The 11,058-nt window shown below is 40.6% G+C and carries 6 protein-coding genes; all 6 read right to left on the bottom strand.

Annotation, left to right across the window (positions count from 1 at the left end):
• Positions 1-900 (bottom strand): hypothetical protein (locus ABJD64_RS04845; protein ID WP_348175953.1); only part of this gene is annotated, 900 nt, incomplete at its 3' end.
• Between the two features lie 6 nt (positions 901-906).
• Entirely contained in the window at positions 907-6,216 is a 5,310-nt protein-coding gene (locus ABJD64_RS04850; protein ID WP_348175950.1) for a hypothetical protein, read from the bottom strand.
• A gap of 5 nt (positions 6,217-6,221) precedes the next feature.
• Positions 6,222-6,845: a hypothetical protein gene (locus ABJD64_RS04855; RefSeq protein ID WP_348175947.1), complete on the bottom strand. Its 624-nt coding sequence runs from the start codon at positions 6,843-6,845 to the stop codon at positions 6,222-6,224.
• Positions 6,842-7,384, bottom strand: coding sequence for an OmpH family outer membrane protein (locus ABJD64_RS04860; RefSeq protein WP_348175944.1), 543 nt, complete (start codon positions 7,382-7,384; stop codon positions 6,842-6,844). Before ABJD64_RS04860 ends, ABJD64_RS04855 begins: the two co-directional genes overlap by 4 nt.
• Before the next feature lie 51 nt (positions 7,385-7,435).
• Positions 7,436-8,851, bottom strand: coding sequence for a hypothetical protein (locus tag ABJD64_RS04865; RefSeq protein ID WP_348175941.1), 1,416 nt, complete (start codon positions 8,849-8,851; stop codon positions 7,436-7,438).
• Between the two features lie 34 nt (positions 8,852-8,885).
• Positions 8,886-11,058 (bottom strand): hypothetical protein (locus tag ABJD64_RS04870; protein WP_348208193.1); only part of this gene is annotated, 2,173 nt, incomplete at its 5' end.

Genomic DNA, 11,058 nt, shown 5'->3' on the forward strand with positions numbered 1-11,058 from the left:
CTGAAGACGGTAGGCCTCTCTTACCTGACCATAGAAAGTCACAGGGGTTTGGGGTATGCTTCCAGCTACAAAATCAAAAGCATCGGGCCCCACAAAATACTTGGCAACCCCTGATGTAGGAGAAAATAGGTGGTCCTCGACTACATTTTTAGCTACTGACTGTTTTAGATAATCTCCCATATATAAGGATGGATAGGCCAGGTTCAATGCTACATCTATGGAATAATTTCCCTTATATATAATGATTTTATCAAACCGAACAGAGGTATGAAAATCTCTATGCTGCGGGAGTCCATCAGGAGTCTCGGTATAATAAGTTTGTATTTCAGCATCTATTTCCTCAATCCAATCAGTTAACTGACCGTTATTATTATCATGCCAATTTGCTCTTACATTATTGATGAAATTTGGATCATGGCCTCCGGATGATTGACCAGCTTTTGTCCAAAATTCTATGAGTCTATCTTTATTTATGCTCCCTTGGAATTGATCCATCCAAATTGAAGGCCCTCTAAAAAAGGACTTTGAGAGATGAGTCAGATATTTATCAACGGCTGATGTCCTAGGAAGTGGTATGTTGCTACCAGTAATAGTTTTTGGATATCCAGCTATTGGTTTATATCTACATTGTGGAGGCATTCCACGGTCAGGAATGTCACAATCCCAGTTGTCAATTATATGTGTAACCCTGAAATCAGAATTTCCATTCGGTTGTAAAGTCCAATAAGTATCTTCTGATGAAACCCTGGTAAGGGTAAAAATAAAAGGATATAAAGTGAGAGGTATTTTCTTTGTTCCACTAAACTCCGGATTGACATGTACAATGATAGGATCACTTGCAGCAAATAATGAACCACACTGAAGCAAATAAATCAGAAAAAGAAAGATGCTTTTCTTCATAATCTACTAGTTTTTGTTTTCAGAAAATTTATTGAAATACCTGTGACTCTGCTCGAAGCGTGGCACTACATAATTAATTTCTCTAATCACATCTGAAAGTCGACCCATAGGGTCGTACTTGTATTGTGTATAAAGGTTATTGTTGTCTAGTGAATAAGTAAGCTGCCCGGTGGTCTGATCATATACATAAGCTTGCATTCCAGACAAATATGGCTGCACCCTAAAGTCATCAAAACTTACTGCCCATGCTGATTCAACATCATTGACGCATTTCACAGTAACTGATTGACCAGCGCTTGCTTCAAATACCAATTCGATTGGATGCCAGCTTCCATAAGTCTTAATGTCGACGTTAGGCGTCATTTCAGCATCATTTGCCGTACCTGGCAAATCAGCCTTTAAGAGTATTTTACCTATTTCTTCCGCTGCTGGACCGGGTAAATAGCACCATACCATGGCTCTGTATTTCTTTACACCTGCATCCGCTGGTACAACAAATGTGTACTCAAAACCTGTTTCCCCACTTGCCGCGGTCACGTAACTCTCACCGGAGTGGCTGTAGAGCGGACTGGTTCGTACGGTTCCGGTAGTGCGAACATCATTGATTTGACTCACTCCCAACTTACTCATTTCTTCAGCACCAGAAAATGCCATCTCCTCGTATTGGCAGTTTGTCGCAGTAGAAATCACTCGTACCTGATCCGAAGTCATTTTTGTAGCTACATATTGTCCACTCACCTCATTTTTGGCTTCTAAGGCATGAGAATGTGCATCATATAAGGTGATCTCACCTTGTTTAATCCAGGGATCACTATCATTTAAAGAAATATTAATGTTCGTCCAATCGTGACCTGGTCCAATAGGAAGCAACGGCGTGTAGGCCGATAAGGAAGACCCAAATTCATTAGTTTCTTCTGTGATATCACCTACATACTGATAACCAGCCTTTTTTCTCCATATTCCTCGGGTGGTTTGCTTAGGGCCTTCAGCGTCGTGTAATGGGTCTGCGATAGTCACTAGTCCATTAACACCTTCGCTTTTGTCCAGGTGTATGACATCAAACTCATCGCCCCATGTTGTTACCGAAGAAGCTAAAACCCGATCAGGCACGCCTGCAATCTTCATATAACTGGTCTGAGCTGCCTGTTGGCTAAGCATGTGCTTGTTGTTAGCATTGTGAATCTTCAGACCCATTCCAGGATAATGCCAATAAGCTGGCTCAGTTTCAGTAATGATTGTCCTTCCATTACTATCCTCAGTTTCTGTGGCGATTACATCTCCGGAATAAAAATCAAATTCTGTATTTTTGATTCTCTTTACAGTACCTGTCCTATAGTCTGTATGTGTTTCTCCCGTTTTCACTACCGGATATTCATCCCAGTAGCTCACATTCGTTACCATAAAATAGTTGTGTTTATGATAAGATTCCCATGACAAAAACCCGCTGCTTCTTCGATGTCTGGAACGGGAGTAGTCATAAACTCTTGCGTTGGCAAAGGTCTCCTGAACCAAACCTTGATAGCCATAGTTATTGCCAAGCAATTGCAAATAATTTTTGAAGTAATTTCTCTTTTGCTGATCCGTAGGATCCTCTGCCGGAGTTAATTCATCATGTAAATAATGATAGGTGGAACTCGATAGCAAATTATCATTTTTAATATCGTGAAGCCTGATTGCTTTGAGTTGTCCTATTTGAGAAAGCATATTCTCTACTCTCGAATGATTGTCTTTCACATGATGATACGAATGATCACCGCCATAGAATCTACCAGCATGTACATCTTCTGATATTGGACCCATGAAGTGGTTCAACATACTTTCATGAAACATTTCAAACTCATATGCTGAGTAGGTCGGCAGGTACTTTTTACTTCCATTTAAATGTTCTACATAAGACTTTTTCGCTACATGCTGATATAATACCGTTGGTGCCGGCAGCAATCTGGAATTCTTTAATAATTTGGTATAATTTCTGGTGATTGCATTTAAGAATTCAAACTTTGGTTCGTCTTCTACTTCTTTCAAGTCTCTAACAGAATAAGGAGCTAGTACACCGGACTCATAAAGAACAGATCCAGAGCTAATCTTTCTATTGGTATCGTTGTAACTCCATAAATCCTTGTGTGCGTAATCATATTCAGTCCCCTTCCTGAACTTTGTGATCGGATTTTCACTCACGATTTCCTTTACTCTAATTCCACCACCAAATTTCTCAAAACCAACATTTTTATTATTGTCTGCTACCATATGATTCGCATCCAGGGAAGCAACTCCAGCTTTAAAATTTACTTTTAGGTAGCTGATAAAATCGATAGATCGAGGCAAGAACCAGTGAGGAGGAGATTGCATTACTTTACTTAGTGCATCCTTTAAAAATTGCGGCACTTGTGCCTGATTAAGTCCTCCCGGAGTATTACTTCCTTCAGCAAACTTGAGTAACTGCTCCAATTCGTCAGAATTCACTATTACATCCTTGATTTCCACACTGCTTGCTCTGCCTGAAGAGGAGCCTTCAGGATTAATTTTTGGTATTACTGAAATGTAATCATTCGCGCCATCGTGTTTGCCCTGATAACTTCTGGGAACATGGGTTTTCAATTCAAAATTCAAGCCTGCTATCTTGTAATCAACTGAAAACAATAAATCAAGATTGAGATCTGCTCCCGAATTGAAATATTCCAACAATTCTCCGAGATAGTCCTCCGAAATAATTTTCATCGTAACCAGGTTATCATTAGGAAGTTCATGCTCTTCAAAATCATCAATCGGATATTGATACTGGCTAAGTTTTGATGAAGTATAAGAATCGGATTCATAAACTATCTTGATATGCTGACCGGTAGCGGAAATAATCTCATTCATAGACCACATGTCAACATGTTTGGCGGATTCTTGTGAGGTCATTCTATCAATATTCTCATTGTCATATTCCTTCGAATAATCCGACTTATACATTGAGCTTAAATCAAATGCTTCCGAATTGTAGATTCCTGATTTGCCATAACCCATTTCATCACCAAGTTCTTTATACTTAAAAATAGTTGGGGGAACCAAATCTGCACTACCTATTCCCAAACTCCAAAGGCGATCTAATTTCAATCGCAGATCGGAGTATCCAAATCCACTATAATCAAATTGGAACTTTTTTAATGCCTCGAGGTCGAGTAGCTCGATATCATTCGGATTTATACCTTTTAGCTTACCTGTTTTCAAATTCACACTAGATATCTGTCCATTTAGTCGATCCATTTGAGCATTATCAAGTAGGTATATGGCATCCAATTGAGCCTTGTCTTTTGGGTCGAAGATGCGCTGTGATTTGGCAAAAAGAGCCGTATGTGTCGCTGTAGATACGCGATCCATATAATACCTTTCCGTTGTCCCCTTTGTCATGTACTCCACGCCTTTTTCAAGATCCTCATTCATACCAACTTCAGGGTTTCTCCAGTCTTCATCTTTCCATTTACTGTAGTCAAATGACACCCAGTAACCAAAGTCATTTTTGTCTAAACCAACTTCTCCTCTGTCTACATAATCAGGTCCGGTGATCGCCGTCAAGAACCAGGTATAAGCATACTTCGCTTTCTTGATTCTATAATGATTATCGCCCTCCATTTCTGTGTTCTCAGAGTAGATTTCTTCGTTCTTAGAATAAGCAGGTAGCATGAAATGATAGGTCAATCCGCTCTTGTTGGTTACTTCAAAACCTCCAACTTGCCCTTGAGGTAAATTGGTCCGATCTATGCAATTGGCTGTTATCATGGAAGGGTTGGCAGACAAATGTTGATTGGTGTAGTATTCGATATGTTTTGAACCTGCCGCTTTATTTTTGTAAGGATCATATCCTTCTTCCTCATAGTCGTAGGTGTCAGTGGTGGCATTGTTTACCCTGTTCCATTGCATATAGTTACTTACCCACTGAATTTCACCAAGTTTATACCCAATTGCTGGGGGTTGGTCATTTTTCCTTTTCATTTTATTGGAAAAATCTCCAACGAATCTGAATCCTTGTTTTGCATTGTTATACTTCCCAATTCCAGCATACCCTTCATAGATCTTTTCATCAAATTTAGTAGCCCTGCGTAAGGCTCTCTGGACATGATAAGGCTGAAAATTTCCTCCAATGCCCTGGGCGTTCACACTATATACATCATAATCAGGGTAGGAACCAGCGGATTGTTTAATGGTTTCATTTTCTTCGCCATATAAACCTGTATCAGAATTAAACAAATCATAGACATCTCCTTCAAAATCAGTTGTATTTTGTTGATTTCTTTGGTTCAGCGTACCATACAGCCTCACATTTATTTTATTATCAATCCAATATCTTGTCTTAGTCTCACCAAAACTAAGAGAGACCCCGTAGTATACCGGGATGCTAAAGCTCCATGAGTTTGTAGATGTACTCAATTTGTTGGCCTGCGCTGCTGAAGAGGTTACACTTCCTCCTCCTACACTAATCTGGCCGCCGCCGCCGCTGGTTGAAAGACTAACACCAAGTAAGGATGCACCTATTCCTCCCAAATACGTGCCTTCTCCAGTCTTCGGATTATTAGGGTTTGATTTACTCACGCTTATACCACCATACATTCCAGCACTAACACCGTTCAGGGTACTTGCAGAAATACCAAGCCCTGTTGAAAGTGCTAAATCTGTTTCGCCCAATTTAGTAGACATTCCAATGTTTGCTCCGGCCGATGCATAGGCTTCACCATATGGTGTCACCCCAATTCTGGCATTGACGCCAATAGTCGCTGGCCCCTGAGTACCTACCGAAACTCCCACATAACCACCGACACCTCTTCCTTTATAGGTATCATTTGCAATTTGCAGTCCGGCAGAAACCCCTACACTAGCTGGTCCGGCAGCAAATCCAATAGTAATACCTACAGAGGTTACTTTCGATTCTCCTCCCTCCCAATAGGATTCATGTAAATCTGCTTCTCCACTCAAATCATCGGCAATACCATTAACTCTCCTATTTATGGCTCCCGGAGACAAATTCCAACCTAGGCCTACCCATGATGGTTCTTGCTTGACCTTAATTCCGGCATGATAAGAGAGCGCCATTGGATAGCTCCCTGCCGGGCCTGGTATTTCAAGTAATGGGACATTATAAGTAAAATCACCCGTCAGCAAATTGACCATGTCTGAGGTGTCCACTGGTTCGAAGCTGGTCGCCTCCGGAGCGGACGGGCCAGCAGTAGAAGCGGATACCCCTGAGGCATGTACTACTACAGGAAGTAGTATCTGACTGACAAAGGACAACAATAAAATCGTTGCGACTTTTCTTCTGTGTAAATGTAGGTGTCTCATATATTCTATTCTTTCAGGCTTTTTTGAGGAAGCTTCAATTGAGGTATTTTCTCAATAGACTTCATATCAAATTCATAGGTCAGGATGGGAAGATTCAACCCAATATCCCGTACATAAAAATTAAAACTTTCACATGCTTTTAATGGCTTAGCCTCAAAAACAAGCAATACATCCGAACTTATTCCACTTCCATAACCTCGGAAAAATTGAGCAAACTTAGGAGCCAAGGTGTCTTTGCATGCTGTGACAATGCCGCAGTTCTGGCTCATATTATAGGATAGATTTTTCAGTACTTCATAGTACCTGGGGTCTTGTGGCCCCAGCGCACTTAGCAAATCGGTAGAATCAGAGGATAGTGACAGATTTAAATACGTATGATCTATATACTTTTTACCCAGGCTGTCCCAATCTTCAACAGACACGCTCTCCTGATAACCAAATTCCTGCCATATCATAGCGTCTGTTGGTCGATAACTCACCACAGAAGAGATACCATTCCATACCTTTGTTTTTATTAGACCATGACTCTCATTGAGCAAATAGCCACGCCACTCATCGGGACCGAGAGATTTTGCTGTACATGAGCAAAGGACCAAAAAAGCCAGGAAATGGACTGTCAATCTCTTCACTTGGCTAAATATTTACGGTTGAGTTCTTCGATTACTTCCTTGGTGATATTCAATCCCTCATTGGCATGAACAATATTTCCTGCATTAGTTGCAGCCAATATCATCTTATATTTACGGCTATCTCCATAAGATTGTAGAAAACTGTTGACTTCGGCTAATACCTGAGCAGTCATCTTATTGTCAGCCTCAGCAGCTTTTTTTTGAATCGCCTCTTGATATTGAATTAGTTCTTTTTGTTTTTTCCTAATCTCTTCCTCAGACTGATTCTTTCTTTTAGTGCTCATCTGAGGAATGTTCATCTCATGATCAGTGATCTGTTGCTCGATTTCATTGACCAGCGTATCAATATTAGCCTGCCAGCTTTGACTTTGTCTTTGAAAGGCCTGCCTTGCTTCCTGCATCCCTTTGTATTCATCTAGTAATTTCGCCGAATCGATATACACCAGTTCTTCAGAAGATGATGACCAAACCAAATATCCAATAACTCCTCCCTGTGTAATAGCCAACAAGACAATTAATACAAGTATATATTTCTTCATGTTTTCTTCTATATTCAATTTCACAATCCCATTAAATGAAACTTCAGTGTATTACAACACTTCTTTCCAGGAACTCTCTTCCCCTTTGTAGATTTTGACTCTCATTTTACTTACTGTATTGTCCGCTTCATATATGCTAGGGTCACTTGGGTTGGCATATAAAAAACATCCTTGTTCTTGTATCAGAAAACCTTCCGTACTTTGTTGATATTGGGTTCCGTACTCAATTTTCTCATAATCGGCTGACCCACAATACCCGCTCATTGTTTCATAGTAGTACTCTGTTTTACTGATGTGCTTCCAATTTTCATCGGAAAGGCTATTTGCATTTGATGAAATCCCGGACTGATTTCCGTATTTTTCTTTTACTGTTAATCTTCCTGAACCATCAAATTCCGTATACTCCTTCATGATTCCAATCCAACCTTCATTCCCCGGATTTGATTCATCAAGAGCATAGAACCTGCTCATCACAGAGGATGACGTATAATCATATATGTTTTTAGCAATCAGCTCCCAATTATCTGTTGTATGGTTGCCTCTATATTCTTTGTGTAGTTCAAGTTGTCCGGCGGCATCATATGCATAGACTATTTTTTTCTCTTTTAGCCAAGCGGACCCGGAGCCCTTTTCACTTAATTCGCTTGTAATTTCTCCATTCGTGTCATAAGTGAATTTAACCTTTGATTCGTTCATCCAGGTTAGCAATGATGTATCCCAGGATTGGCGGATAACAGATTCTATACTAGTGAGAGCTTCATCAAAATATCCCTCTATCTTCTGCTCTCGATAGACCCAATCATTGTCCTGAACTAATGATGAGATGAAAGTAGTGTAATATATACCATCAACTGTCTCATTGAAATACTCATGTTTCCATCCATTTTGCATTTGCCAATCAGCATTGGTTTCATCCCATAGGTATATAACATGAGCACTAGGAATGTCTTCTGCAGAATAAGTGTTACTCAACTTCTTGTTTCCCTCCCAGGCATTGTCTTCAATATTGAAATAATAATCCTCTTCTAATAATAATTGGCGACTTGCATTGTAAGTCGCTATGTACTGATAGCTGGCAATCCACTGTACTGCAGCATTTCCGTAGTTGAGATTAATCGAATGGTCATCTGTGAGCAATGTATTTGTCAAATACCCATCAACAACTAAATACGTTTTATTCTCCTTCAAAAAAGGGATGTATCCTGGGTTACCTGTAATGGTATCTGCGGCAGATACCAACAAGTGATCGATATTGCCAGCTTCATCATAATATAACTCCGTCTTATTCAGAATTACTTCTACGTCATCGATAATTACCGTTTCATACTTCACCTCATCTGGATCCTGAGCTGATAAACTATTTGTCATTACCAAAATCATATTCAGCATGAGAATAATTTTGAAACTCATTTTTTTATTCAAATTCCAGCAATCCATTTTAGGGACAATAGTTTCTTTCAATTTCATTTTATTCACCATTTTCGATTAACGCTATGAATTTTTAATCTTGAACAATTACGTTTCCACCCGGCTCAATAAACAGATTATTAATATCTACGCCGCCCACAGGTTGTTCCATTACTTCTATATACTCCTCAACCTCTAAAACGCCCCCTTTTAACACAATGAGCTCGCCAACCCGATTCGTTCCATCCTGAACAATTTCAACGGCATGACAATTAACTTGAGAATCAACGGTTACCGTATTTCCTTCGATAATCACATCTACCATTGACAGAGGCTTCACCTTGTAATTCCAAATGAGCAATTCACCCCAGTCGCCATCACCAACCGTCTTGAATTTAATTGGTGATCTTTCCGCATAAGACTGACCTTCCTCTTGGCTATACAATTCCGTTAAATTGGAAAAATTCTGAATACCGGTTAGATCCGTTATACCGGCACCAAACATGTTCAAAGTTGTAATCGATTCCAGGTCTTCTGTATAGGAGTTATTATCCTTCTTGAAATCATATCCCAAGTTCATCAACATGGTTTCAAAATTATCATCAGGGATATAGGTTTGGGCACAATCAAGTCTGCGTGCATAATTAATCACTTTAGCATCAGACCAACAGTTAGTCGTACTATTCTTGGATCTTATATAGTAAGTTGATCCAGTAGTTCTAATTTTTGATTTAGATGAATTGGAAGTACTTACACCCCCAGAACTACTCTGCCAATACCACACATTATCAGAATTGGCATTAGTATGAGACAATTCAGCTCTTCCACATTTATTTTTCACGACAATACTACTTGGCACACCTGGCAGTGGAGTTATGCTATAACTTATTTTTGCAGCAGCCGACCAACATGAATTCGAGTTTTTATATGATCTTAAATAATACTTTGATCCGGATGTTCTAGTGACGGAGACGGCTGAATTACTCTTACTCTGACCTGTCGAACTGCCTTGCCAATAGTATACATAGCCTTCTTTCGGGGCAGCACGAGTCAATTCTATTCCACCACAAACGTCTTTCTGAGTGGGAACAGGTGGAGCGGTGGGAACAGCTCTTATAGAGTAATTAATAGTTCTTGCCGCAGACCAACAGTCGGCGTTATCATTTTTAGCCACTATATAATAAGTAGATCCTGAAGATCTTGTAACCGAAGGCGAAGAATTACTCATACTTCGACCCTGTTCGCTGCTTTGCCAGTAGTAGGTCACATTTGCAGGAGAAGGGTCCGCCGTCAGAACTGAACTTCCGCAATTGTTTGCGACTGTGACTATCGGAATAGCCGGAATTTCTTCCACCGTATAAGTTACCTCCGTAGCAGGCCCCCAACAATTGCTGCTGTTTCTCCAACGGGCATATACCTTAGTCCCGGAGGTTCGGGTAGTGGATAGTCCTGATTCGGAAAGACTCGTCCCACTTGCACTGGACTGCCAATACAACGTGAAACCTGCCACTGTAGGCAGAGGAATAATATCGTCTTCTTTAATCAATTCTTCTTCAGGTAAGATCCTAATGGCTGCCGACAAAGTCGTGCTGCCACAATTGTTGATTATAGAACTAATCACAGGAGAAGGTATGCCTGCCGGTAAAGTATAGGTTACCGTGCTTGCCGATGACCAACAACCCGTAACTGTATTCTTTGATCGTAGATAATACTTAGATCCCGACGTCCTGGTAATCGATTTGGCTGAACTGCTCGTACTCGTTCCAGATGTACTACTTTGCCAATAGTAGGTATGATTCGACGGTGGATTGGCTCGTGTGAGTGTATTGCCTTCACATACCACCAGCGTGGTGGGTACAGGGGGTGTAGCAGGTAGCGCTATAATGCTATAATTGACCGTTCTGGCTGATGACCAGCATCCTGTGACTGTGTTTTTTGAACGTAGATAATATTTGGTTCCGCTTGTTCGGTTTATAGTCAATGAAGAATTGCCTATACTAGTCCCTGTACTGCTACTTTGCCAATAATAAATGTGATCTGTCGGTGGCGCACTACGCGTCAGGACAGACTTCCCACATTGATTAGAAACTGTAGCTGAAGGTGGTGTCGCTGGTACAGGTGTCACACTATAAGTTACCTCCGTAGCAGGCCCCCAACAATTGCTGCTGTTTCTCCAACGGGCATATACCTTAGTCCCGGAGGTTCGGGTAGTGGATAGTCCTGATTCGGAAAGACTCGTCCCACTTGCACTGGACTGCCAATACAAC

Source organism: Reichenbachiella sp., assembly GCF_039944555.1.
Classification (GTDB): domain Bacteria; phylum Bacteroidota; class Bacteroidia; order Cytophagales; family Cyclobacteriaceae; genus Reichenbachiella.